General features: G+C 62.2%; 20 protein-coding genes. 7 read left to right on the plus strand and 13 right to left on the minus strand.

Going from position 1 to position 22373, the window contains the following annotated elements:
* Window positions 1–97 precede the first annotated feature (97 nt).
* Window positions 98–691 (minus strand): transcriptional regulator BetI, encoded by a 594-nt coding sequence (gene betI / locus BLU37_RS09640; protein ID WP_010444815.1) that lies wholly within the window; start codon window positions 689–691, stop codon window positions 98–100.
* A 478-nt stretch (window positions 692–1169) separates the two neighbouring features.
* Here betI and BLU37_RS09645 point away from each other — a divergent pair, with 478 nt between their 5' ends.
* Entirely contained in the window at window positions 1170–3122 is a 1953-nt protein-coding gene (locus BLU37_RS09645) for a BCCT family transporter (protein ID WP_232000509.1), read from the plus strand.
* Window positions 3123–3385: 263 nt separating this feature from the next.
* Here the strand turns inward: BLU37_RS09645 and choV are convergent, their stop codons facing one another.
* The 3 genes from choV to BLU37_RS09660 all read right to left on the minus strand — a co-directional run bounded on the left by choV (window position 3386) and on the right by BLU37_RS09660 (window position 6423).
* Window positions 3386–4564, minus strand: a complete 1179-nt coding sequence (choV, locus tag BLU37_RS09650; protein ID WP_090204374.1) for a choline ABC transporter ATP-binding protein — start codon at window positions 4562–4564, stop codon at window positions 3386–3388.
* Entirely contained in the window at window positions 4561–5406 is an 846-nt protein-coding gene (gene choW / locus BLU37_RS09655; RefSeq protein WP_010444811.1) for a choline ABC transporter permease subunit, read from the minus strand. The genes choV and choW overlap by 4 nt, the downstream gene beginning before the upstream one ends.
* Before the next feature lie 69 nt (window positions 5407–5475).
* The gene (locus BLU37_RS09660; protein WP_010444810.1) at window positions 5476–6423 is read right to left on the minus strand and encodes a choline ABC transporter substrate-binding protein; all 948 of its coding nucleotides are present in this window, start codon (window positions 6421–6423) and stop codon (window positions 5476–5478) included.
* A gap of 439 nt (window positions 6424–6862) precedes the next feature.
* Between BLU37_RS09660 and BLU37_RS09665 the strand changes: the two genes are divergently transcribed.
* Together BLU37_RS09665 and gbdR are read left to right on the plus strand one after the other, a co-directional pair.
* Complete coding sequence (locus tag BLU37_RS09665) at window positions 6863–8239, plus strand: L-serine ammonia-lyase (RefSeq protein WP_090204377.1); 1377 nt, start codon at window positions 6863–6865, stop codon at window positions 8237–8239.
* A gap of 424 nt (window positions 8240–8663) precedes the next feature.
* Window positions 8664–9767, plus strand: a complete 1104-nt coding sequence (gene gbdR / locus BLU37_RS09670) for a choline metabolism transcriptional regulator GbdR (RefSeq protein WP_029533164.1) — start codon at window positions 8664–8666, stop codon at window positions 9765–9767.
* Window positions 9768–10060: 293 nt separating this feature from the next.
* Here the strand turns inward: gbdR and BLU37_RS09675 are convergent, their stop codons facing one another.
* The 6 genes from BLU37_RS09675 to choX form a co-directional block, all read right to left on the minus strand.
* Window positions 10061–10324: a hypothetical protein gene (locus tag BLU37_RS09675; RefSeq protein ID WP_010452103.1), complete on the minus strand. Its 264-nt coding sequence runs from the start codon at window positions 10322–10324 to the stop codon at window positions 10061–10063.
* Between the two features lie 314 nt (window positions 10325–10638).
* The gene (locus tag BLU37_RS09680) at window positions 10639–11811 is read right to left on the minus strand and encodes a gamma-butyrobetaine dioxygenase (RefSeq protein WP_090204380.1); all 1173 of its coding nucleotides are present in this window, start codon (window positions 11809–11811) and stop codon (window positions 10639–10641) included.
* A gap of 23 nt (window positions 11812–11834) precedes the next feature.
* Complete coding sequence (locus BLU37_RS09685) at window positions 11835–12311, minus strand: thioesterase family protein (protein ID WP_090204383.1); 477 nt, start codon at window positions 12309–12311, stop codon at window positions 11835–11837.
* Window positions 12312–12412: 101 nt separating this feature from the next.
* Window positions 12413–13378: an L-carnitine dehydrogenase gene (locus BLU37_RS09690; RefSeq protein WP_010452096.1), complete on the minus strand. Its 966-nt coding sequence runs from the start codon at window positions 13376–13378 to the stop codon at window positions 12413–12415.
* Between the two features lie 148 nt (window positions 13379–13526).
* Window positions 13527–14414, minus strand: a complete 888-nt coding sequence (locus BLU37_RS09695; protein WP_019360910.1) for a BKACE family enzyme — start codon at window positions 14412–14414, stop codon at window positions 13527–13529.
* Window positions 14415–14486: 72 nt separating this feature from the next.
* Window positions 14487–15431 (minus strand): choline ABC transporter substrate-binding protein, encoded by a 945-nt coding sequence (choX, locus tag BLU37_RS09700; protein ID WP_019360909.1) that lies wholly within the window; start codon window positions 15429–15431, stop codon window positions 14487–14489.
* Window positions 15432–15625: 194 nt separating this feature from the next.
* Between choX and BLU37_RS09705 the strand changes: the two genes are divergently transcribed.
* Complete coding sequence (locus BLU37_RS09705) at window positions 15626–16570, plus strand: GlxA family transcriptional regulator (protein ID WP_090204387.1); 945 nt, start codon at window positions 15626–15628, stop codon at window positions 16568–16570.
* A gap of 18 nt (window positions 16571–16588) precedes the next feature.
* Here BLU37_RS09705 and BLU37_RS09710 read toward each other — a convergent pair whose 3' ends face one another.
* From BLU37_RS09710 to BLU37_RS09720, 3 genes are all read right to left on the minus strand, one after another.
* On the minus strand, window positions 16589–17005 hold the full coding sequence (locus BLU37_RS09710; RefSeq protein WP_090204391.1) for a DUF3010 family protein: 417 nt from the start codon (window positions 17003–17005) through the stop codon (window positions 16589–16591).
* A gap of 52 nt (window positions 17006–17057) precedes the next feature.
* Window positions 17058–17834: a bestrophin-like domain gene (locus BLU37_RS09715; protein WP_090204394.1), complete on the minus strand. Its 777-nt coding sequence runs from the start codon at window positions 17832–17834 to the stop codon at window positions 17058–17060.
* Window positions 17835–17991: 157 nt separating this feature from the next.
* Window positions 17992–18393, minus strand: coding sequence for a lysozyme inhibitor LprI family protein (locus BLU37_RS09720; protein ID WP_010452082.1), 402 nt, complete (start codon window positions 18391–18393; stop codon window positions 17992–17994).
* A gap of 245 nt (window positions 18394–18638) precedes the next feature.
* On the opposite strand from BLU37_RS09720, the gene BLU37_RS09725 reads away from it, so the two are divergent.
* The 3 genes from BLU37_RS09725 to dgcA all read left to right on the plus strand — a co-directional run bounded on the left by BLU37_RS09725 (window position 18639) and on the right by dgcA (window position 22319).
* On the plus strand, window positions 18639–19616 hold the full coding sequence (locus tag BLU37_RS09725; protein ID WP_010452077.1) for a dipeptidase: 978 nt from the start codon (window positions 18639–18641) through the stop codon (window positions 19614–19616).
* Window positions 19617–19712: 96 nt separating this feature from the next.
* A complete protein-coding gene (locus BLU37_RS09730) occupies window positions 19713–20243 on the plus strand; it encodes a DUF5943 domain-containing protein (protein WP_010452075.1) in 531 nt (176 codons plus the stop codon).
* Between the two features lie 15 nt (window positions 20244–20258).
* On the plus strand, window positions 20259–22319 hold the full coding sequence (dgcA, locus tag BLU37_RS09735; RefSeq protein WP_090204397.1) for a dimethylglycine demethylation protein DgcA: 2061 nt from the start codon (window positions 20259–20261) through the stop codon (window positions 22317–22319).
* Window positions 22320–22373: the final 54 nt, after the last annotated feature.

The raw sequence follows: 22373 nt of genomic DNA on the forward strand, positions 1-22373 counted from the left end.
CAAGTGCATGAGTGGTGGGCGTTAACCGCCGGACGCGCCATGAAACTATGGCAACGCTGATGGGCAGTCGTTCAGGGACCGAGCGGTTCTCTGTGCTCTAGTGCTCCTGTTTCGCCAGTTGCAAATCCATGTATTCGTAAGCGATCCGTTGCGCCTGCGCGGTGTCGAAAGCGTCTCCCGACAATGCGCCGCGCAACCACAAACCGTCGATCAACGCTGCCAGTCCCCTTGCCGCGCTGCGTGCCGTTGAGGCCGGCAGGACACGACGGAACTGGTAACACAGGTTGGAATACAGACGGTGATCGTTGATCCGCTGCAACCTGTGCAAAGACGGGTGGTGCATGCTGGTGGCCCAGAAGGCCAGCCAGGTTTTCATTGCAGGGCCATTGACCTGGCTGGCGTCGAAGTTGCCTTCGATGATCACCTGCAGATGCGCCCGTGGGCTGCCATCTGTCAGCGCCTGGCGGCGCGCGGCGACACTCTCGCTCAGGACATTCATCAGGTACTGCATCGTGGCAGCGATCAGGCCGTTCTTGTCCTGAAAGTAATGACTGATGATGCCATTCGAGACACCGGCCAGACGGGCGATCAGCGCAATGCTGGCATCCCCCATTCCGACCTGATCGACTGCCATCAACGTGGCTTCGATCAATTGTTGGCGGCGTATGGGTTGCATACCGACCTTGGGCATCGTGCATCTCTCCTTAGGCCCGCCGACAGACGTGAAACGGCTACCGGCCTGCGGACCAGTCTATTTTGTTTTGATTGAACGTTCAATCAACAAAGAATAAGCTCTGCGACAAATCGTCGCTGCCTACAGGTATTTCCTACAGGCAGCTGACGGAAAAACGACCTCCGAAAAATACCAGACCTGCGGGGCAGACACTCTGCGCGGGCGAAGACGGATATTGCGGACCGGCACGAAAGATATCTGGCAGCGCGGCGACGTTTCTGCCCAGAGGTCTTGCGTGCCGGTTCAGGCGCAATCCCCGCAGGATCGGTTTTTTTCGGGGTGTCTTTATATCACCCGCTGGTCGGCTGCCCACTAACCGATTGGTCGGATCCCGTGTTGCCTTGTGTCTTTCTCTCGCACTGCCTGGAGCATCTGTGCAATGAGTTCTGCCTCTCTTATAAAAACGCCCGCCGAAAAGGTCCGGGTCAACGGTTGGGTGTTCTACACCTCGACCGCACTGATACTGCTGCTGACTGCCGTTCTGATCATCGCCCCGCAAGAGGCCGGCAAACTGCTCGGCGTGGCCCAGGCCTGGCTGTCGCGCAGCTTTGGCTGGTACTACATGGTGGTCATCGCCGCCTACCTGGTGTTCGTCATCGGGCTGGCGTTCTCTTCCTACGGCAAGCTGAAACTGGGCTCCAGGCAGGACACCCCGGACTTCAGCTACGGCGCCTGGGCGGGCATGCTGTTCTCCTCGGGGATCGGCATCTCGCTGTTGTACTTCGGTGCTTCCGAGCCGCTGGACCACTTCTTCAACCCACCAGAGGGCACACCCGGCAGCAATGAGGTCGCACGCCAGGCGCTGCAACTGACGTTCCTGCACTGGGGCCTGCACGGCTGGGCGATCTACGCCCTGGTCGGCCTGGCGGTGGCCTACTTCGCCTACCGGCACAACCAGCCGCTGGCCCTGCGTTCGGCGCTGTACCCACTGGCGGGCGAGCGTTGGGTCAAGGGCGCGGCCGGGCACGCGGTGGACGGCTTCGGCATGTTCGTCACCCTGCTGGGGTTGGTCACCAACCTCGGTATCGGCGCGATGCAGGTGTCTTCCGGCCTGGAAAGCCTGTTCGGCATGCAGCACAGCAACACCAACCTGCTGATCGTGATCATCGTCATGAGCACCGTGGCGACCATCGCTGCCGTGTCGGGTGTGGAGAACGGCATTCGTCGGTTGTCCAACCTGAACATCGTGCTGTTCAGCGGCCTGCTGATCTTCGTGCTGCTGTTCGGCCCGACCCTGCACCTGCTCAACGGTTTCGTGCAGAACATCGGTGACTATCTCAACGGTGCGGTGCTCAAGACCTTCGATCTCTACGTCTATGAAAACAACGCCGAGAAGTCCGACCGCTGGCTCGGCCTGTGGACCCTGTTCTACTGGGCCTGGTGGATTTCCTGGGCACCTTTCGTGGGCATGTTCATCGCGCGTATTTCCCGTGGCCGTACCGTGCGTGAACTGGTGGCCGGCGTACTGCTGATCCCGTTGGGCTTCACCCTGGCGTGGCTGTCGATCTTCGGCAACTCGGCCCTGGACCTGGTGATGAACCATGGCGCCGTGGAGTTGGGGAAAACTGCGCTGGAGCAGCCGTCGATGGCGATCTACCAGTTGCTCGACCACTACCCGGCGTCCAAGGTGGTGATCGGTGTGTCGATCTTCGTCGGCTTCGTGCTGTTCCTGACGCCGGCGGACTCCGGTGCCGTGATGATGGCCAACCTGTCGTGCACCGGGGGGCAGGTTGACGAGGACGCTCCACACTGGCTGCGGATCTTCTGGTCGGCGGTGATCACCCTGGTGACCATCGGCCTGCTGTTCGCCGGTAACTTCGAGGCGATGCAGACCATGGTGGTGCTGGCTGGCCTGCCGTTCTCGGTGGTGCTGGTGTTCTTCATGTTCGGCTTGCACAAGGCCATGCGCCAGGACGTACAGATCGAAGAAGAACAGGCCGAACTGGCAGCCCGCGGGCGTCGTGGTTTCAGCGAGCGCCTGAGCCTGCTGGACCTGCAACCGACCCAGGCGATCGTCCAGCGCTACATGGACAAGCAGATCAGCCCGGCGTTGGAAGAGGCGGCGGTGCAACTGCGGCAACTGGGCCTGACGGTACAGACGCAACTGGGCAAGTCCAGGAGCCTGATCGGCCTGCGGGTGGAAATGGAGGAGGGCAATCCCTTCGTCTATGAAGTGAGTCTGGATGGCTACCTGGCGGCGCCGAGCGAATCGGCGCAGGTCGAGGGTGGCGAGAGCGAAGTGCGGGCCCGTTACTATCGCGCCGAGGTGTACTTGCACAACGGTAGCCAGGAATACGACCTGATGGGCTTCACACAAGAGCAGATCACCCGTGATGTGCTCGATCAGTTCGAAAGCCATCGGCAGCTCCTGGGCCGGGTTTATAGCTGAGGTTTGCGCGGTGCACTCGTTGCACCGCCCACTCCTGCTCATCATCGCCTGACCCCACCCCTCGGCCTGATACCCACATCCCCCGGCCTGTCCCTGAACCCTGTAGGCGCCGGACTTGCCCGCGAATAGGCCCGTAAGCCTTGCGTTGCCCGAAAGTGCGCTTTCGCGGGCAAGCCCGGCTCCTGCAGTACGGGGTGGGTCGCTTGGGGTGGCCCACAAACAAGAACGCCGCGAGATGCTCGCGGCGTTCTTGTTTCTGTCTCTTAGCCCAGGTTCTTGCCCAGCAAGGCGTGATACAGCTCGCTGTCGCCCAGAATCCCCACCACCTTGTTGTTCTCGTGCAGCACCAGCTTGTTGCCGGTCTGGTAACGGATCTGCAAGGCATCGCGCATGCCGATGTTGGAGTCCACCAGGGTCGGGGTCCGTGCCAGGCTTTCTACCGCCTGGCCCTGGACCCAGCTCTGCAGGTTGAGGCTGGCACCGTTCTGGCGGGCACCTTTGATGGTGTTGCCTTCGGCCAGGTCGATCCACGAATCGCCACCCGGGTCGATGCACACCGAACCATTGACGCGCTTGCAGTTGTCCAGGCTGCGCATCAGGCTGCGTCCGCAGAGGACGTTGAGCGGGTTGGTGTGGGCGACGAAGGTCCGTACGTATTCATCCGCCGGATTGAGCACGATTTCCTCGGGCTTGCTGTACTGAATGATCCGGCCGTCCTTCATGATCGCGATGCGGCTACCCAGTTTGAGCGCTTCATCGAGGTCGTGGCTGACGAACACGATGGTTTTCGCCAGCTTGTTCTGCAGGGTCAGCAGTTCGTCCTGCAGGCCCTGGCGAATCAGTGGGTCGAGGGCCGAGAACGGTTCGTCCATCAGCAGGATGTCGGCATCCATCGCCAGGGCACGGGCCAGGCCGACCCGCTGCTGCATGCCGCCGGACAGTTCGTCGGGCTTCTTGTTGCGCCATTGCGTCAGGCCCACCAGCTCCAGCTTCTCGTCCACCAGCTTGCGCCGTTCCTTTTCCGGGCGACCCTGCATCTCCAGGCCGAAGCTGATGTTTTCACGCACCGTCAGCCAGGGCATCAGGGCGAATTTCTGGAACACCATGGCGATGCGCTTGGTACGCATCATCTTCAGTTCGGCGGGCGTGCAGGAGGCGATATCGATCTGCCGACCTTCGTGCTCGACGAACAATTGTCCACGGCTGACGGTGTTCAGGCCGTTGATGCAGCGCAGCAGGCTGGATTTGCCGGAGCCGGAGAGGCCCATCAGCACGCAGATCTCGCCTTTCTCGATTTCCAGGCTGGCATTCTCGACACCGACGATCTGGCCGGTTTTCTTGAGGATTTCTTCCCGCTTGAGGCCCTGGTCCAGCAACGCCAGCGCCTCACGCGGGTTCTTGGAGAAGATAACGTCTACCTTGTCGAAGCGAATGATGCTCATGCGTCACCCCTTACCTGTGCGTCGGGTTGTTTGCAGATACGGTCGAGCATGATTGCCAGCAGTACGATCGCAAGACCTGCTTCGAAGCCCAGGGCGATATCGGCGGTGTTCAGTGCGTTGACCACGGGTTTGCCCAGACCGTCGGCACCCACCAGGGCGGCGATGACCACCATCGACAGCGACAGCATGATGCATTGGGTGATACCGGCAGCGATGCTCGGCATCGCATGGGGCAGTTCGATCCGCGACAGCAACTGGCGGCGCGAGCAGCCGAAGGCCTTGCCGGCGTCCAGCAGTTCCTGGGGGACATCCTGGATGCCCAGGTAGGTCAGGCGGATCGGCGCGGCGATGGCGAACACCACGGTGGAGATCAGACCGGGGACGACGCCCAGGCCGAAAAGGGTCAGGGTTGGAATGAGGTACACGAAGGTCGGTACGGTCTGCATCAGGTCGAGGACCGGACGCATCACGGTATAGAACATCGGCTTATGTGCGGCGACGATGCCCAGCGGCACACCGATAATCACGCAGACCAGGGTGGCGAACATCACCTGGGCGAGGGTTTCCATGGTTTCCTGCCAGTACCCCAGGTTGAGGATCAGCAGGAAGGAGGCGATCACGAAGGCGGTCAGGCCCCACTTGCGCTGGATCAGGTGGGCGATCAGTGCGATCAGCGCGATCAATGCCAGCGGATTGAACCAGGCCAGCGCAAACGTCACGCCGTGGATCATCGTTTCCAGTGTCGAAGCGATCGCATCGAAGTAGTTGGCACCATGTTTGGTCAACCATTCGACGAAGGCGGCGATGTACTGGCCCAGGGGAATCTTGTGTTCAGTCAGCATGGTATCGAACGTCCACATGCAGGGAAATAAATGCCTTTCCGGGCGGGCGGACCCGCCCGGAGTCGGCGGTTATTGCGCGAGCTTGGCTTTCACGGCTTCCAGGCCGGGTTTACCGTCAATGGTGGTCACGCCAGCCAGCCAGGTATCGAGTACCTGTGGGTTTTTCTGCAGCCAGGCCTTGGCTGCGGCTTCCGGTTTCATCTTGTCGTCGAGAATGTTGCCCATCAGCGAGCTTTCCATATCGACGGTGAATTCCAGGTTCTTCAGCAACTGGCCGACGTTGCTGCATTCCTGGACGTAGCCCTTGCGGGTGTTGGTCAAGACGGTGGCGGCACCGAAGTCCGGGCCGAAGAAGTCGTCGCCGCCGGTCAGGTACTGGATCTTGAAGCGCTTGTTCATCGGATGCGGCGCCCAACCGAGGAAGACCACGGCGGTGTCGCGTTTCTGGGCGCGGTCGACCTGCGAGAGCATACCCGCCTCGCTGGATTCGACCACCTTGAAGCCGGCGTCCTTGAGGCCGAAGGCGTTCTTGTCGATCATGCTCTGGATCAGGCGGTTGCCGTCGTTGCCCGGCTCGATGCCGTAGATCTTGCCGTCCAGCTCCTTCTTGAACTTGGCGATGTCGGCGAAGTCGTGCAGGCCCTTGTCATACAGCGCCTGGGGAACGGCGAGGGTGTACTTGGCGCCTTTGAGGTTGGTGCGCACGGTTTCCACGGTGCCGGCATCGCGGTAGGCCTTGATGTCGTTTTCCATGGTCGGCATCCAGTTGCCGAGGAACACGTCCATGTTCTTGCCGTCGGCCAGGGACTTGTAGGTCACGGGCACGGAAATCATCGTGGTCTTGGTCTTGTAGCCAAGGGCGTTGAGGACCACGCTGGTGGTCGCGGTGGTCGCGGTAATGTCGGTCCAGCCGACGTCGGAGAAGTTCACGGTACTGCACTGTGCCGGTTCGGCGGCCTGGGCCAGCATCGGGAGACTCAGCATGGCGGCCAACAACAACGAGGGGGAACCTTTCATCGGGGTGGACTCCTATCGGTTTCTTTTTGGCAGTGTCCAAGGGGACGATTGCACTTAATTGTTCTGTTGCGGTTGGAGGCGTCGAGGACAGCTCTACCCCGGTGCCTTGCAATCGAGTCGGGTTTGATCATGTACCAGCCTGAAAATGTCGCCTACGGGGTGCGTCGTATCCAGTACAGGGGGGGTCGCATCCAGTGTCGATGAGGTCGCTTACAGACTTTTCAGCGGTTTTTTCTGTCACGTGAACGCAAAAAAGTGCTGAAAAAAGCCTGTCGGCGGCGTCTGGCGTTGTTGGACAAGATTGCGTCGGTGCGAGACGTCGAGGGCGGTTTCAAAAGGCTGATGATGTTTTCATTCCGACAGATCGCGCAGTCAGCGTAGCATCTGCGCCACCGGGCGCCTGGCCACCCGGAACCCGTATTCAGAGGACCTCGCAGTCATGGCAATCAGTGTGTTTGACCTGTTCAAGATCGGCATCGGCCCTTCCAGCTCCCATACCGTGGGACCCATGCGGGCAGCGGCGTTGTTCGTACAGGGGCTGCGCGAGCGTGGCCTGCTGGAGCAGGTCCGGCGGGTCGAGGTGCGGCTGTACGGCTCGCTGTCGGCCACCGGCATCGGCCACGGTAGCGACACCGCCGTGATCATGGGGCTGATGGGCGAATGGCCGGACGCGATTGACCCGTCGCAGATCGGCTTGCGCATCGCCACCCTGCGTGAAACCGACACGCTGCTGCTCGACAATCGCCTGCCGGTGCCTTTTATCTGGTCGCGGGACATGCTGCTGCTCGAGGAGAACCTGCCATTCCACCCCAACGCCATGAGCCTGGTGGTCTTCGGTGATCACGGCGAGCTGCATCGCGACACCTACTATTCAGTGGGTGGCGGTTTTGTCGTCGACGAAGCGCAGGCGGCCAGTGGTGTCGCGGACATGGACCGCACCGTGCTGCCTTATGAGTTCTCCAGTGCGGTCGAGCTGCTGGACTTGTGCCGCAAGCACAACCTGCGGGTGGCCGAGCTGATGATGGCCAACGAGCGAGTATGGCGTTCGGAGGACGAGATCCGCAGCGGGCTGATGAAACTCTGGCGGGCCATGCAGTCATGTGTCGAACAGGGCCTGCAGCACGAAGGCATCCTGCCTGGCGGGCTGAACGTACGGCGGCGGGCAGCCAAGCTGCACCGCAGCCTGCAGGAACTGAACAAGCCGAACGTGATCGGCTCGACCCTGAGCGCGATGGAGTGGGTCAACCTGTTCGCCCTGGCCGTCAACGAAGAGAACGCCGCCGGCGGGCGGATGGTCACGGCACCGACCAATGGCGCGGCGGGGATCATTCCGGCGGTGCTGCACTACTTCATGAAATTCAGCGAGGCGGTGACCGACGCCAATGTCGTCGACTTCTTCCTCGGGGCGGCCTCGGTCGGCATCCTGTGCAAGAAGAATGCGTCGATCTCCGGTGCCGAAGTCGGCTGCCAGGGCGAGGTCGGCTCGGCTTGCGCGATGGCTGCTGCCGGTCTGGCCGAGATTCTTGGGGCGACCCCCGAGCAATTGTGCAACGCCGCCGAAATCGGCCTTGAGCACAACCTCGGGCTGACCTGCGATCCGGTTGGCGGCCTGGTGCAGGTGCCGTGCATCGAGCGCAACGCGATTGCCGCGGTGAAGGCGATCAACGCGGCGCAGATGGCCCTGCGTGGCGACGGCCAGCATTTCATCTCCCTCGACCGGGTGATCCGCACCATGCGTGATACGGGCGCCGACATGCATGACAAGTACAAGGAAACTTCGCGGGGTGGGTTGGCGGTCAGCACGGTGGAGTGCTGAGAACCTCAAATACTGTGCACTAATCGCCCACACACCCTCCCATGCGCCACCTTTTGGCGCGTCGCAAACAGATAACCGAGCGTTGCCGCCCACTTCGTCGGCAACACCTCTCAAACCTCTTCTTCCGTACCTGCGGTGACACTCCCCCACGGCGCTCTCCAGCCCCGAAACACAAGTGCTACCGATCTGCTCAACTCCCGGGTGCAAGCCGTCTGCCGAAGATTTCCATGCGGATAACCCGTACTCCCTGCAAGGGCTATTCAGACACGCTGTCATGTCGTTTTCAGGAGTTATTGAATGCATATTCAAATTTAGGCATGGCAATTGCTCTGTCAAAGCAAAGCGCCTTTTCCCACTTGGACAAGGGCAATAACAAGAGCCTCCGCCTGAGGCCATCACCCGCTTTGTGTGAGGAGATATCGCGATGACGTCGTTCAACTCCGGGGCTCAGCCTCAGAACCGTGCGCCTCAGTCCATCGGCTTCCTGCTGTTGGATAATTTCACTCTCATTTCCCTGGCCTCCGCAGTCGAACCGCTGCGAATGGCCAACCAGTTGTCCGGTCGAGAGCTGTATCGCTGGACTACCCTGAGTGTCGACGGTGGACAGGTCTGGGCCAGCGACGGTCTGCAGATCACCCCTGACGCGGCGATGCACAAGGCCCCGGCGATGGACACCGTGATCGTCTGTGGCGGCATCGGTATCCAACGCACCGTCACCCGCGAACACGTCTCCTGGTTACAGAGCCAGGCCCGCCAGTCCCGCCGCCTGGGTGCAGTGTGCACCGGCAGTTGGGCCCTGGCCTGCGCCGGTCTGCTCGACGGTTTCGATTGCAGCGTGCACTGGGAATGTCTGGCGGCGATGCAGGAAGCCTTCCCCCGGGTGGCCATGAGCACCCGGCTGTTCACCCTCGACCGCAACCGCTTCACCAGTTCTGGCGGTACTGCGCCGCTGGACATGATGCTGCACCTGATCAGCCGTGATCACGGGCGTGAACTGTCGGCAGCGATCTCCGAGATGTTCGTCTATGAGCGCATCCGCAACGAGCAGGATCACCAGCGTGTGCCGCTCAAGCACATGCTCGGCACCAACCAGCCGAAACTGCAGGAAATCGTCGCGCTGATGGAGGCCAACCTGGAAGAGCCGATCGACCTCGACGAGCTGGCGGTCTATGTTGCCGTATCCCGCCGGCAGCTGGAGCGACTGTTCCAGAAATACCTGCACTGCTCGCCGTCGCGCTACTACCTCAAGCTGCGGCTGATCCGTGCACGGCAACTGCTCAAGCAGACGCCGATGTCGATCATCGAGGTGGCCTCGGTCTGTGGCTTCGTCTCCACGCCGCACTTCTCCAAGTGCTACCGCGAGTACTTCGGCATTCCGCCGCGTGACGAGCGCGTCGGCTCCAACACCGCCCAGCAGGTGGCGATGATGCCGATCCCGCAGGCGCTGGTGCTGGCGCCGCTGTCCGGGCCGATGTCGGCACTGAGCCAGGCACGCAACGAGTCGACCTTTGCCAGTGTGCGTCTCTAACGATGGCGCGGCGTGCCCTCTGTGGCGAGCGAGCTTGCTCGTGCCCGGTCGCTTGGCGGGCGTAACCCGGAAAACGCCTGGTCCCTGACAGGACGTGTTCTGCGGGGTTGGGACTGCCGTGCAGTCCAGCGTGGGCCACCCCCTCGCCACAAGGCGTCTTTAGAGAGGCTTTCCTGGGAGACGCTGTCTTAACTGCACCACACCCTCGGTTTCCTCGAAGCCGAAGGCGTTGTGGCAGTCATGCCTACTGGCCTGTGCCAGATTGGCCATGTTCTCATCAGAAGCAGGACGGGTCAGGCGCGTCTTTGCTGCTGGTATTCGGCCAGGGCCGGCAGCAGTTGCTTGTCGATGGCCTGGCGCACGGCCGGCAGGATCGTCGCGCTGCTGGTGTACATGTCCTTGACCATCTTGCGCAGCGCATAGGCACGGGCATCGTCCAGGCCCCGTACCGCATGTTCGCACGCCTGTTCGGCGGTGACGCCGCCGGGTACTTGCAGGCCGAGGGACTTGAGCTGGCCCAACAGGTCTTCCTGGTCAATCAGATCTGCGTACATCATGGCGCTTTTCCTATTCAGGGCTGTTCGTGTCTCGATTCTGGTAGGCCATGGGAGTGTCGGCAAGGACAGATTGTCACGATGTCATGGATGCCTATGAACATGTCGTTTTCGGCAAAGTCGGGGCCCGGATGAACCGGCAGACTGGCTTCCAGCTAGGTCAGTCGACGGTTTGGTCACCTTCTCGAAGCCACTGCTGAAGACACTCTCTCACCTCGATCCTGTCACGGCTTGATCGGGGTTTTTTTTGCCTGTTTTTCTGCGGTGTATTCGGGTGGTTCCGCGTTATCGTTCTTCGTCGCATCGCCGTGAATGCGTCAGGCCGGCCCGCGCTGCAACACCAGGATGCGCGACAGCAGTTCATCCCGGTCGACATAGCAGCCCTGGAAGTGTCGCGCGCCGCTGGCCGGGTCGAAGGCATTGCGCGCGTGCAGCGTGCGGCGGTTGTCGAAGCACCATAACTGGCCCGGATCGAGTCGCCGCACCACGCGAAAGCGCGCCTCGCGGGTCATGGCGATAAAGCGCCGGTAAGCGCCATACAACACCGGCATCTGCGCCTCGGGCGCATCGAACGGCCCACGCAGGAAGTTCGCCATGCGCACCTCGCTGACCTGGCCGAGTCTATCCAGCGCAATCACCGGCGCCAGGCAGCGGTAGTCACTGTGGCGGTCCTTGTTGCGAAACTCCACGGGAATCTCACTCAGTGCCCGGAAGGCTGGCGGATCTTCCCGGCGCAGCGCCTCGGCGATCGCGAAACCGTCGACAAAGATGCTTTCGCCACCCACGGCATCGTTGACCAGGCAATGCAGGAACTGCAGCCCCGGTTGCAGTTCGCGGGTCGGCAGGTCGGTGTGCAGCGGCAGGTTGAAGGCGGTGTAGGCGTTGCTGTCGGCGTCGGCCTTGGACTGCACGTTGAACAGTACGCCGAAGTTGGTCTGGCGGATGAACGAGATGAGCTTGGCCACCTCCGCCAGTGCACCGGGTTCGGTGGGTACGCCACGCACCTGGGTCAAGCCGACGTCGCGCAGGGCCAGCAGCCATTGCAGCAGTACTTGCGGGTCAGCCTTGAGGTCGGCGTAATCGAATGTCGGCAGTTCCAGGGCACTGTCCCACACGCGGCTTTTCGGCCTGCCGGCCTGGCGTTCGGCACGTGAGGCGCCATCGTAGGCGTGGGCCCGCAGCCAGCCCGGATCGAAGCGGCTGGCATGGCCATCCTGCCAATCGATGCACAGGCAGCCTGATTCGTCGATACGCGCGGCCGTCGGTGCCAGGTCCTCGGACACATCGACGATCTCCAGCAACTGCTCGCGGGTCACCGTATACACGCACTGCGGACACGGGCAGTTGTCCCGCAGCCAGGGGTGATGAAATGGACTGATCCGGCCATCGGCCCAGCTCACCCGAACCTGGTCCGCCAGCAGTTGCACGGTTGTCAGGGCGCTGATCAGGGGATAATGGCGGAAGTCGGCAAACGCGGCGACGGTGTTCACGGTGAGCCCCTTTTCGGTTGTGGTTATTTTTTTTCCTGTAGCCCGATCACCCGGCCGATGTACTCCGGGGGTGGCAGTTCGCGCTGTTCATCGAGCAGGCTCTGCAGGCGTTCCAGCACGGCCTCGCTGAACGGTGCCGAGCGTGGTCCGGCAAGGTCGACGTGGAGCAGCATCTGCTCGTTGCCGGCCAGTTCCTTGTCGCCGCCGACCAGGTGCAGGCTGTGGTAGAGGTGCAGGCGCTTGGCGTCGTGGGCGATGATCCGGGTGTGCACCTCGACCTGGGCGCCGAGCTTCACCTCGTGCAGGTAGTTCAGGTGCAGTTCCAGGGTGAACAGCGAACTGCCGGTGGCTTCGCGGTTGTCGCTGTCGAGGCCCAGGCGGTCCATCAGCGCGTCGGTGGCGTAGCTGAAGATCAGCAGGTAGAAGGCGTCGCGCAAGTGGCCGTTGTAGTCGACCCAGTCCGGGAGGACGGGGGTCGTGTAGGTGGTGAGGTGGGACATCAGGAAGGCTCCCGAGGGTGGTTGGATCGAAGAGGGAGTGTGTCAGGGCGGTACTCTTCGCGGGCTCGCCCGCGAAGAGGGCCTCCTGAGCGCAACTGAACTTACTCGCTGAAACTCATGCCATGTTTGGCCTTGGTGTTCTTCACCGCCTCCAGTACCGCCAGCAGACAATCATCACGATAGCGCTCCAGCGCCGAAATGCTGTGGCTGCCCAACTGCTCTTGGGTGCCCTCGACCACATCGTCGATCAGCTTGTCGGTCAGCTCCGGCGCCGGCAGGTAGGTCCACGGCAGTTGTAGCGCCGGGCCGAACTGAGCCATGAAGTGGCGCATGCCGGCGTCACCACCGGCCAGGGTGTAGGTGAGAAAGGTGCCCATGAAGGACCAGCGCAGCCCGGCGCCGAAACGGATCGCATCGTCGATTTCGCCGGTGCTGGCGACACCGTCGTTGACCAGGTGTAGCGCCTCGCGCCACAGCGCTTCGAGCAGGCGGTCGGCGATGAAACCCGGGACTTCCTTGCGTACGTGCAATGGACGCATGCCCAGCGATTCATAGACCTTGATCGCCGCCTGCACGGCTTCGGGGGCGGTCTGCTTGCCGCCGACCACTTCCACCAGCGGCAGCAGGTACACCGGGTTGAACGGATGGCCGACCACGCAGCGTTCCGGGTGGGTGGCACCTTCGTAGAACTCGCTGGGCAGCAGACCCGAGGTGCTGGAGCCGATCAGCGCGTCAGGCTTGGCCGCAGCACTGATCCTGGCATGCAGTTCGAGTTTCAGTTCCAGGCGTTCCGGGGCGCTTTCCTGGATGAAGTCGGCGTCTTTCACGCACGCCTCGATGGTATCGACGAAGCGCAGTCGGTCCTGCGAGGCTCCGGGGGCCAGGCCCTGTTTTTCCAGGGCGCCCCAGGCGTTGGCGATGCGCTTGCGCAGGGCAGCCTCGGCACCGGGCGCCGGGTCCCAGGCGATCACGTCGAGTCCGTGGGCGAGGGCGCGGGCGACCCAGCCGCTGCCGATGACACCGCTGCCGAGGGCGGCGAAGGTTTTGATGTCGGTGATAAAGCTCATGACGAATTCCTGAAGAAGTACGCGGTTACTCATGGGGAGCCGGCTTGCTGGCGATCCGCAGAAGGCGGCCATCCCATACATCGAGGGTGTTCATGTGGCCGCTATCGTCAGCAAGCCGGCTCCCACGGTTACAGTTGAATTCGGTGGCTCAGCCGCGCCGGGTCAGCCCCATCTTTGCCCGCCCTTCGGCTGGAGTCAGAACGCGGGCGCCCAGGCGACTGAGAATTTCCGTAGCCCGCTCGACCAGTTGGCCGTTGGTTGCCAGCACACCCTTGTCCAACCACAGGTTGTCTTCCAGGCCAACCCGCACGTTGCCGCCCAGCAGCACTGCTTGTGCGGCCATCGGCATCTGCATGCGACCGATACCGAAGCCGGCCCACACCGCGTCCGCTGGCAGGTTGTCGACCATGGCCTTCATGGTGGTGGTATCGGCCGGGGCGCCCCATGGGATGCCCAGGCACAGCTGGAACAGCGGGTTATCGAGCAGGCCTTCCTTCATCATCTGCTTGGCGAACCACAGGTGGCCGGTGTCGAAAATTTCCAGCTCGGCCTTCACCCCCAACTCCTGGATGCGCTTGGCACCGGCACGCAGTTGCGCCGGGGTGGAGACATAAATGGTGTTGCCGTCGCCGAAATTGAGGGTGCCGCAATCCAGGGTGCAGATTTCCGGCAGCAGTTCCTCGACATGGGCCAGGCGGGTCAGCGGACCGACCAGGTCGGTGTTGGGACCGAACTCCATGGGGTTCTCGCCAGCGCCGATCTCCAGGTCGCCGCCCATGCCGGCGGTGAGGTTGACGATGATGTCGACGTCGGCCTCACGGATGCGCTCCATCACTTCGCGGTACAGCGCCACGTCGCGGCTGAACTGACCGGTCTCGGGGTTGCGCACATGGCAGTGCACCACCGTGGCACCGGCCTTGGCCGCTTCGACGGCCGCAGCGGCGATCTGTTTGGGCGTGACCGGGACATGCGGGCTCTTGGCGCTGGTGTCGCCCGCACCGGTGAGTGCGCAGGTGATGATGACGTCGTGGTTCATGATGCGGGTTCCTTACAGGCGTGGTGGTTCACACCGCAGCCGGTCAAGGCTGCGGGGAGTTATAGCGCGGGGTTACTGGCTGGTCAGTTGCAGGTTCTCGGCGGCCGGGCGGCCATCGAAGGTGGTCACGCCCTGCAGCCAGCGCGCCTTGTCCTGCGGGTGGTCCTTGAGCCACTGGCGGGCCGAGTCGAGGGGATCCTTGTGATCGAGCAGCGGTTGCATCATCCGGCTTTCGTCGGCGGCGCTGAAGGTCAGGTTGGTCAGCAACCGGTTGATATTCGGGCACTGCTCGGCGTAGTTCGGCGAGGTCACGGTCCAGACTGTCGCCATGCCTTCGTCCGGCCCCAGGGCGCCTTCGCTGCCACTGAGGTAGGTCATCTGCACGTTGACGTTCATCGGGTGCGGTGCCCAGCCGAAGAACACCACGGCTTCCTTGCGTCGTACGGCGCGGTCGACGGCGGCGAGCATGCCGGCCTCGCTGGACTCCACCAACTGGAACTTGCCGAGGCCGAACTGGTTCTTGGCGATCATTGCCTTGATCTGCGTGTTGGCCCCCGAGCCCGGTTCGATGCCGTAGATCTTGCCGCCCAGTTCCTTCTGGAATTTGGCGATATCGGCGAAGGTCTTGAGGCCCTTGTCGGCCAGGTAGGTGGGCACGGCCAGAGTCGCGCGGGCGTCCTTGAGGCTCGGCTCGGCCAGCACCTTGACCTGTTTGGCGTCGACGAACGGGGTGATGGTCTGGGTCATCAGCGGGTTCCAGTAGCCGAGGAACAGGTCCAGGCGCTGGTCGCGGATGCCGGCGAAGATGATCTGCTGGGAGGCGCTGGTCTGTTTTACCTGGTAGCCGAGTCCGTCGAGCAGCACCTGGGTCATGGCGCTGGTGGCGATCACGTCGGTCCAGTTGACCACACCGAGGCGGACGTTCTGACAGGAGGCCTGGTCGGCGGCCATCACGCTGGTACTCAAGAGTGCGGCGCCGGTGAGTGCGAGAGCACAGCGGCTGATCAGTCGTTTCATGCGGGTTTCCTCGGCAGATTGTTGTTGTCGGTTCCGGCGTCTGATGCGCCGTTGATGCTCAAGTTACTCAGCTTGGCATGCCTGAAAACGCACTGTGGCGACCGACTCTTGCACAGCGGCGACCCGTCCTCTTGTCGCCATCGACGAACTGGCGTATCACAGCGACAACGCTGCCCGTCTTGCGAGTGCGCTCCATGTCCCAGGATCTCTATTTCTTGCTGATGCCGGGTTTCTCGGCGATGGGTTTCATCTCGGCGGTCGAACCGCTGCGCGTGGCCAATCGCTTTCGTGGCGAGTTGTATCGCTGGCATGTGTTGAGCGCCGACGGCGGTGCGGTACTGGCGAGCAACGGCATGTCGGTCAACGCCGATGCCGCGCTGGAGTCATTGAAGAAGGGCGCGACCCTGCTGGTGGTCGCCGGCTTCGAGCCGCTGAAATTCGTTACCCCGACGCTGCAGCACTGGTTGCGCCGCCTGGATGCCGAGGGTGTCACTCTCGGTGGGATCGACACCGGCAGCGTGGTACTGGCCGAGGCCGGCCTGCTCGAAGGTCACCGGGTGACGTTGCACTGGGAAGCCCTGGAGGCGTTCAAGGAATCTTATCCCCAACTGACAGTGACGCAGGAACTGTTCGAGATCGACCGTCGGCGTATCACCTGCGCGGGCGGTACGGCGTCGATCGACATGATGCTCGACCTGATCGGCCAGGCCCACGGCCCGGAACTGGCGATCCAGGTCTCGGAGCAGTTCGTGCTCGGGCGTATTCGACCGCGCAAGGATCACCAGCGCATGCAGATCGCCACGCGCTACGGCATCAGCAACAAAAAGCTGGTGCAGGTGATCGGCGAGATGGAACAGCACATGGAGCCGCCGTTGAGCACCCTGGAGCTGGCGCAGTCGATCAAGGTCACGCGGCGGCAATTGGAGCGGTTGTTCCGCCTCTATCTCAAGGACACCCCGAGCAACTTCTACCTGGGCCTGCGCCTGGAGAAAGCCCGACAACTGCTGCGCCAGACCGACATGAGCGTGCTGGAAGTGAGCATCGCCAGCGGGTTCGAATCGCCGTCGTATTTCACCCGTAGCTACCGGGCCCGGTTTGCCCAGTGCCCGCGCGAGGACCGTCGGACGCTCAAGGCCTAGCGGTGTCCCTGTCGGGGGTTACTGCTTCAAAAGCGCCGCACAGGCCGTCTTGTAGGCTTCGTGCTGATACTTGTTCAGCGTCCCCGGCAATTCGAAGCCGTGCTTCTTGTGCTGGGCGTTGACGGTCTGCGGCGACAGCAGCGTCACCTCGCAGTGATCCAGCAACTGCAGGATCCCTTCGATCTTGAAGGTGATCGGCCCACCGGCGAATTCGCCTTTCTTGCTGCGTTTCTTGATCACGATCCGCGTGATGCCATTGGCCTCGACAAACGCCCGCAATTGCGCCGCAAACGCCTTGACGCCCGCCGCGTCCTCATCGTCATCCAGGCCGAGCTTCTTGATGGCGACAGCTACATGTTCCGGGTTTGCGCCTTGCAGGCCGGCGAGGGCGAAGATGGCTTCGCTGCCCTTGATTTCAATACCGCAGATAGTCATTTGAGTCCTTGGGGGGGAGTTGGCAAGGTTGAAGCAAGCCCTCTATAGAAGGTCAATGCATGCTGTTACGCAAGTCCAGCATGATCTTGTCGAAGTGGTCGACCCGGATGATGCCCAGCCTGGGGAACTCGAAGTCGAGAATCACGTAGAGCACACAGACCATCACCAGTGCATAACCGAAGATATGCAGCCAGTTGTGTCGGACGCTGCCGGCCATGCCGTAGCCGATGAACAGTGCGCTGACCTGGGTCAGGGCGATCAGCATCAGGTAGATGATCAGCGGCGGGTGGGTTTCCAGGGCGACGCTGCGGGTGGTGGTGATGTCGATCATCGCGTTGAGCGCCTGCAAGAGGCTGACGCCCAGGGTCGGTGTCGGCATTTGCTGCAAACCGGTAATCGCCTGTTTCCAGATATCCAGTTGCAGGGCGTTGGCCTGGGCGCTTTCCTGGCTGGCCAGGTCGATTTCGCTCAGGTCGCGGTAGTAGGCGATGCGCGCGTCGAGGTAGTCGCGAAAGGCCTGGCGCAGGACCGGCTGGCTGGCCGCCGGCAGCAGGTCCAGGCGTAGCCAGGCGGTGCCTATGGCATTGGTTTCCTCGACGATCAGTGTGCGCCGGGTGTCCATGCGCGTGGCCGCGCCGGAGAAGGTGAAGGCGATCAGCAGCGCCAGCAGGCCGAACACCGCGCCTTCGATGGCGCCGATGCCGGTGCGTGCGCCCTCGGGATCAGCGGCCAGATGGCGCGCGCCGACCCGCCGACCGATCTCGATGAACAGCACGATGGCGATGAAAATGAGGCAGGCATACAGCGGAATGGCTGAAAGTGAGCGCATACGAAAATCCTCTGATTATCGTGATCGACTCGCCTGTACAGCCAGTTCAGGGCGTGAGTTGCTGCCTATCAGTTAAGTTTCGTCGTGGGGCTTGTCAAGGCGCTGGCCGCAAACGGCCAGGCCGGATCGGGCAGCGACCTGTCGTTACCCATGCGCGTCATTCCTGCAGCAGCGATTCGAGAAACTCCGAGCGCTCGTCGCTCTTGCTCGCCAGGCAGTCGTTCAGGTCGATGTTGTACGGCTTGCTGCCGATCTTGGCCGGCAGCGGCGCGATGGCACAGTCGGCGTCGCGCGACTGGGTCCAGAGCTGCTGGGCTTTTTGCAGGCGGGCGGTGATATCGGCCTGCTCGGCTTTCTTGCTCGCGTATTGCGACGTCACCCGATCCAGCAAGGCCTGGAAGTTTTCCTTGAGCAACTGATCGGCGGTGTTTTTGTTGTAGGTGGCGCATTCCAGGGTCTGCTGGTCGTCCGCAACCGCGTCGCACGGCGAGGTGTCGGTGTCTTCGGCCGCATGAACACCCACGCTGACAAGGGCCAAGGCCAGGAAAATCGATTTCATTACGGCGTCCTGAAGCTGATAGGGGAACGGTCAACGGCAATTCTGTCTCAAGCCGAATGCAAAGAATAGTCGTACAACGATAAGTGCTTGAGCCTACTGTCTTGATGCCCTTTGTCGCGGATTGACGCTTTCGGCAATTCCCCTGTCGTTTTTGCACCCGGCTCCGACATGGCCTGGGCATATGCTGGGTCCAAAGCGCCGGCAGACGATTCGGCGCATGAATCGCCTAAAAAGGGGACAGCCTGATGAGCCCAGCCGAGTTACACGCCGACAGCATCGTTATCGACGGGCTGATCATTGCCAAATGGAACCGCGAACTGTTCGAAGACATGCGCAAGGGTGGGCTGACCGCCGCCAACTGCACCGTGTCGGTCTGGGAAGGCTTCCAGGCCACCGTCAACAGCATCGCTGCCAGCCAGAAGCTGATTCGCGAGAACAGCGACCTGGTGATGCCGGTACGCACCACCGCCGACATCCGCAAGGCCAAGGAACTGGGCAAGACCGGCATCCTCTTCGGCTTCCAGAACGCCCATGCGTTCGAGGATCAGATCGGCTACGTGGAGATCTTCAAGCAGCTCGGCGTGGGCATCGTGCAGATGTGCTACAACACCCAGAACCTGGTCGGCACCGGCTGCTACGAGCGTGACGGCGGTCTGTCGGGCTTCGGTCGCGAGATCGTCGCCGAGATGAACCGTGTCGGTATCATGTGCGACCTGTCCCACGTCGGTTCCAAGACCAGCGAGGAAGTCATCCTCGAATCGAAGAAGCCGGTGACCTACTCGCACTGCCTGCCTTCGGGCCTGAAAGAGCACCCGCGCAACAAGTCCGACGCGGAACTGAAATTCATCGCCGACCATGGCGGTTTCGTCGGCGTGACCATGTTCGCGCCGTTCCTGGCCAAGGGCATCGAATCGACCATCGACGATTACGCCGAAGCCATCGAGTACGTGATGAATATCGTCGGCGAAGACGCCATCGGCATTGGCACCGACTTCACCCAGGGCCATGGCCAGGAGTTCTTCGAGTACCTGACCCATGACAAGGGCTACGCCCGCCGTCTGACCAGCTTCGGCAAGATCATCAACCCGCTGGGTATCCGCACCGTGGGCGAGTTCCCCAACCTCACCGAGACCCTGCTCAAGCGCGGTCACAGCGAGCGCGTGGTGCGCAAGATCATGGGCGAGAACTGGGTCAACGTGCTCAAGGACGTCTGGGGCGAGTAAGTCCCGCCCCCATCCGCTTTCGATATTTCCCCCTGCGCGCCGGTCGCGCAGGGCGTACGCGGCCTGCCGCAAACAATGAATTCTGGAGTGTTTCCCATGGCTAAAATCGCCCCGCAACTGCCCATCGAAGTCGACAGCGAAACCGGTGTCTGGACCAGCGATGCGTTGCCGATGCTCTACGTGCCACGCCATTTCTTCGTCAACAACCACATGGGCATCGAAGAAGTGCTGGGCGCCGAAGCCTATGCCGAAATTCTCTACAAGGCTGGCTACAAGTCCGCCTGGCACTGGTGTGAAAAGGAAGCCGAATGCCACGGCCTCGAAGGCGTCGCGGTGTTCGAGCACTACATGAAGCGCCTGTCGCAGCGCGGCTGGGGCCTGTTCAAGATCCAGGACATCGACCTCGACAAGGGCACGGCCAGCGTCAAGCTCGAGCACTCGGCGTTCGTCTACGTCTACGGCAAGGTCGGGCGCAAGGTCGACTACATGTTTACCGGCTGGTTCGCCGGTGCCATGGACCAGATCCTCGCCGCCCGTGGCAGCCAGATCCGCACCGTGGCCGAGCAGGTCTATGGCGGTTCCGAAGAGGGCCACGATGATGGCCTGTTCACCGTCAAGCCGCTGTAAGTCGAGGATCGAACCATGGCTTTCGAAGCAATGTTCCAGCCGATCCAGATCGGCAAGCTGACCATCCGCAACCGTGTGCTCAGTACCGCCCACGCCGAGGTGTATGCCACCGACGGCGGGATGACCACTGACCGTTACGTGAAGTACTACGAGGAAAAGGCCAAGGGCGGTATCGGCCTGGCGATCTGCGGCGGTTCGTCGGTGGTCGCCATCGACAGCCCGCAGCAGTGGTGGAGTTCGGTGAACCTGTCCACCGACCGCATCATCCCGCACTTCCAGAACCTGGCCGATGCCATGCACAAGCATGGCGCCAAGATCATGATCCAGATTACCCACATGGGCCGTCGCTCGCGTTGGGACGGCTATCACTGGCCGACCCTGATGTCGCCCTCGGGCGTGCGTGAGCCGGTGCACCGTGCCACCTGCAAGACCATCGAGCCTGAAGAGATCTGGCGGGTGATCGGCAACTACGCCCAGGCTGCACGCCGGGCGAAGGAAGGCGGCCTGGATGGCGTCGAGCTGTCCGCCGTGCACCAGCACATGATCGACCAGTTCTGGAGCCCGCGGGTCAACAAGCGTACCGACGAATGGGGCGGCAGCTTCGAGGGCCGGATGAAGTTCGGCCTGGAAGTGCTCAAGGCCGTGCGCAAGGAAGTCGGTGACGATTTCTGCGTCGGCATGCGTATCTGCGGTGACGAGTTCCACCCGGACGGCCTGTCCCACGAGGACATGAAGCAGATCGCCAAGTACTACGACGACACCGGCATGCTCGACTTCATCGGCGTGGTCGGCTCGGGTTGCGACACCCACAACACCCTGGCCAACGTCATCCCGAACATGAGCTTCCCGCCGGAGCCGTTCCTGCACCTGGCTGCCGGCATCAAGGAAGTGGTCAAGGTCCCGGTGCTGCACGCGCAGAACATCAAGGACCCGAACCAGGCCACCCGTATCCTCGAAGGCGGCTACGTGGACATGGTCGGTATGACCCGTGCGCACATCGCCGACCCGCACCTGATCGCCAAGATCAAGATGGGCCAGGTCGACCAGATCAAGCAGTGTGTCGGCGCCAACTACTGCATCGACCGCCAGTATCAAGGGCTGGATGTGCTGTGCATCCAGAACGCCGCGACCTCCCGTGAATACATGGGCGTGCCGCATATCATCGAGAAAACCACGGGTGCCAAGCGCAAGGTGGTCATCGTCGGCGCCGGCCCTGCCGGTATGGAAGCCGCCCGGGTCGCTGCCGAGCGTGGTCACGAGGTGACCCTGTTCGAGAAGAAGGACAGCATCGGCGGGCAGATCACCACGGCGTCCAAGGCGCCGCAGCGTGACCAGATCGCCGGGATCACCCGCTGGTTCCAGCTGGAGTTGGCGCGGCTGAAGGTCGACCTGCGTCTGGGCACTGCCGCCGACGCGGCAACCATCCTCGACCTGCGTCCGGACATCGTCGTGCTGGCCGTCGGCGGCCATCCGAACCTGGAGCAGAACGAACACTGGGGCGCTGCCGAAGGGCTGGTGGTCAGCAGTTGGGACGTGCTCGACGGCAAGGTCGCACCGGGCAAGAACGTGCTGGTCTACGACACCATCTGCGAATTCACCGGCATGTCGGTGGCCGACTTCCTGGCCGACAAGGGCAGCCAGGTCGAAATCGTCACCGATGACATCAAGCCGGGCGTGGCGATTGGTGGTACGTCGTTCCCGACCTACTACCGCAGCATGTACCCGAAAGAAGTGATCATGACCGGCGACATGATGCTGGAGAAGGTCTATCGCGAGGGCGACAAGCTGGTGGCGGTGCTGGAGAACGAATACACCGGTGCCAAGGAAGAGCGAGTGGTCGACCAGGTGGTGGTGGAGAACGGTGTGCGGCCGGACGAAGCGCTCTACTACGGGCTCAAGGACGGTTCGCGCAACAAGGGCCAGATTGATGTCGAGGCGTTGTTCGCGATCCAGCCGCAGCCATGCCTGAGCCAGCCTGGCGACGGTTATCTGCTGTTCCGTATCGGCGACTGCGTGGCTCAGCGCAACACGCATGCGGCGATCTACGATGCCCTGCGCCTGTGCAAGGATTTCTAACGGCTTGCACATAACCCTGTAGGAGCGAGGCTTGCCCGCGAAGGCGGACCGACA

The sequence above is a fragment of the Pseudomonas asplenii genome, assembly GCF_900105475.1.
Taxonomy (GTDB): Bacteria; Pseudomonadota; Gammaproteobacteria; order Pseudomonadales; family Pseudomonadaceae; genus Aquipseudomonas; species Aquipseudomonas asplenii.

Bases quoted from the DNA above. Each gene is read 5' to 3' on its own strand.
- betI (WP_010444815.1), bottom strand. From the start codon at position 691: ATGCCCAAGGTCGGTATGCAACCCATACGCCGCCAACAATTGATCGAA.
- choV (WP_090204374.1), bottom strand. From the start codon at position 4,564: ATGAGCATCATTCGCTTCGACAAGGTAGACGTTATCTTCTCCAAGAAC.
- choW (WP_010444811.1), bottom strand. From the start codon at position 5,406: ATGCTGACTGAACACAAGATTCCCCTGGGCCAGTACATCGCCGCCTTC.
- BLU37_RS09660 (WP_010444810.1), bottom strand. From the start codon at position 6,423: ATGAAAGGTTCCCCCTCGTTGTTGTTGGCCGCCATGCTGAGTCTCCCG.
- BLU37_RS09665 (WP_090204377.1), top strand. From the start codon at position 6,863: ATGGCAATCAGTGTGTTTGACCTGTTCAAGATCGGCATCGGCCCTTCC.
- gbdR (WP_029533164.1), top strand. From the start codon at position 8,664: ATGACGTCGTTCAACTCCGGGGCTCAGCCTCAGAACCGTGCGCCTCAG.
- BLU37_RS09675 (WP_010452103.1), bottom strand. From the start codon at position 10,324: ATGATGTACGCAGATCTGATTGACCAGGAAGACCTGTTGGGCCAGCTC.
- BLU37_RS09685 (WP_090204383.1), bottom strand. From the start codon at position 12,311: ATGTCCCACCTCACCACCTACACGACCCCCGTCCTCCCGGACTGGGTC.
- BLU37_RS09690 (WP_010452096.1), bottom strand. From the start codon at position 13,378: ATGAGCTTTATCACCGACATCAAAACCTTCGCCGCCCTCGGCAGCGGT.
- BLU37_RS09695 (WP_019360910.1), bottom strand. From the start codon at position 14,414: ATGAACCACGACGTCATCATCACCTGCGCACTCACCGGTGCGGGCGAC.
- choX (WP_019360909.1), bottom strand. From the start codon at position 15,431: ATGAAACGACTGATCAGCCGCTGTGCTCTCGCACTCACCGGCGCCGCA.
- BLU37_RS09705 (WP_090204387.1), top strand. From the start codon at position 15,626: ATGTCCCAGGATCTCTATTTCTTGCTGATGCCGGGTTTCTCGGCGATG.
- BLU37_RS09710 (WP_090204391.1), bottom strand. From the start codon at position 17,005: ATGACTATCTGCGGTATTGAAATCAAGGGCAGCGAAGCCATCTTCGCC.
- BLU37_RS09715 (WP_090204394.1), bottom strand. From the start codon at position 17,834: ATGCGCTCACTTTCAGCCATTCCGCTGTATGCCTGCCTCATTTTCATC.
- BLU37_RS09720 (WP_010452082.1), bottom strand. From the start codon at position 18,393: ATGAAATCGATTTTCCTGGCCTTGGCCCTTGTCAGCGTGGGTGTTCAT.
- BLU37_RS09725 (WP_010452077.1), top strand. From the start codon at position 18,639: ATGAGCCCAGCCGAGTTACACGCCGACAGCATCGTTATCGACGGGCTG.
- BLU37_RS09730 (WP_010452075.1), top strand. From the start codon at position 19,713: ATGGCTAAAATCGCCCCGCAACTGCCCATCGAAGTCGACAGCGAAACC.
- dgcA (WP_090204397.1), top strand. From the start codon at position 20,259: ATGGCTTTCGAAGCAATGTTCCAGCCGATCCAGATCGGCAAGCTGACC.